Source organism: Dactylosporangium sp. NPDC051485, assembly GCF_040682015.1.
Classification (GTDB): Bacteria; Actinomycetota; Actinomycetes; order Mycobacteriales; family Micromonosporaceae; genus Dactylosporangium.
Genome location: NZ_JBFAZW010000256.1, coordinates 1 through 1,173, shown reverse-complemented (window position 1 = coordinate 1,173; position 1,173 = coordinate 1). Strand labels below are relative to the sequence as shown.

Sequence of the window (1,173 nt, the reverse complement as noted above, 5' to 3'; positions counted from 1 at the left end):
CCGCCGTCGACCCCGCCGCGCTGATCGGCGCGGCGGACCTCGATCCGGCCGCGGGGCGGATGCTGCGCGCGGTGCGCCGGGACGGAGGCCGCCTGCTGCTGGAGGTCCACCACCTCGCGGTCGACGCCGTGTCGTGGCCGCTCCTGCGGGCCGGGCTGGCCGGCGAGCCGGTCGCGGCGCCCGGCACCTCGTTCCGCGAGTGGGCGCACGCGCTCGAGCGGGCCGCGCGGGAGCGGGCCGGCGAGCTGGAATACTGGCAGGCGGTGCTGGACGGCCCGCCGGTGCTGCTGGGGGACGTCGCGCTCGGGTCTTCCGACACGCTCGGCACCCTTGAGCTGCGCACCGTGCGGGTGCCCGTGCCGGCGCTGCCCGCGCCGCGGGTGAACCTGCAGGACGTGCTGCTGGCCGGGCTCGCGCTGGCCGCCGGCGGCGACGTGCTCGTCGAGCTCGAAGGGCACGGCCGGGAGGAGCAGCTGCTGCCCGGGGCCGACCTGTCCGGCACGGTGGGCTGGTTCACCACCGTCCGCCCCGTCCGGCTGGCCGCCACCGACCCGCGGACGGCACTGCGGCGGGTCCGGGCGCAGCTGCGGGCCGCGCCCGACGGCGGCATCGGCTACGGCCTGCTGCGTCACCGCAATCCCGAGACGGCCGCCGCGCTCGCCGGGCGGCCCCGCCCGCCCGTGCTGTTCAACTACCTGGGGCGGCAGGACGGCGAGGGACTCGGCGGCGACGCCGGCGACGATCTGCCGGTCCGGCACGCCCTGAGCATCGAGGCGTCCATCGTGGACGGTGCGCTGGTCATCGCGGCGGCCTACCCGCGCGGGGCCGTCGCCGGGGACACGGTCCGGGGTCTGCTCGACCGCTGGGCCGCCGCGTTGCCGGCGCTGGCCGACACCGACGCGCTGACGCCGTCCGATGTGCTCGCCGCGGTGGGGCAGGGGGAACTGGACGAGCTGGCCGGGCGGTACCCCGGCCTGGCCGACGTGCTGCCGCTGACCCCGCTGCAGGAGGGCCTGTTCTACCTGCACCAGCTCGACCCGGCCGGGTACGCCGTGCAGCAGCTGCTCGACCTCGACGGGCAACCGCCGGGGAGTTCGGGCTCATCTCACGGGTGACGGCTCGGCTCGGGGCGGCGTCGCCCTTTGTTCTGCTCGGTCCGGGCGATGACGGGGC

General features: G+C 77.7%; 1 protein-coding gene. It reads left to right on the top strand.

The window, feature by feature from the left end:
* Positions 1-1,115: condensation domain-containing protein (locus AB0M46_RS51375; RefSeq protein WP_363349084.1), on the top strand; the 1,115-nt coding region annotated here is incomplete at its 5' end.
* Positions 1,116-1,173 lie beyond the last annotated feature (58 nt).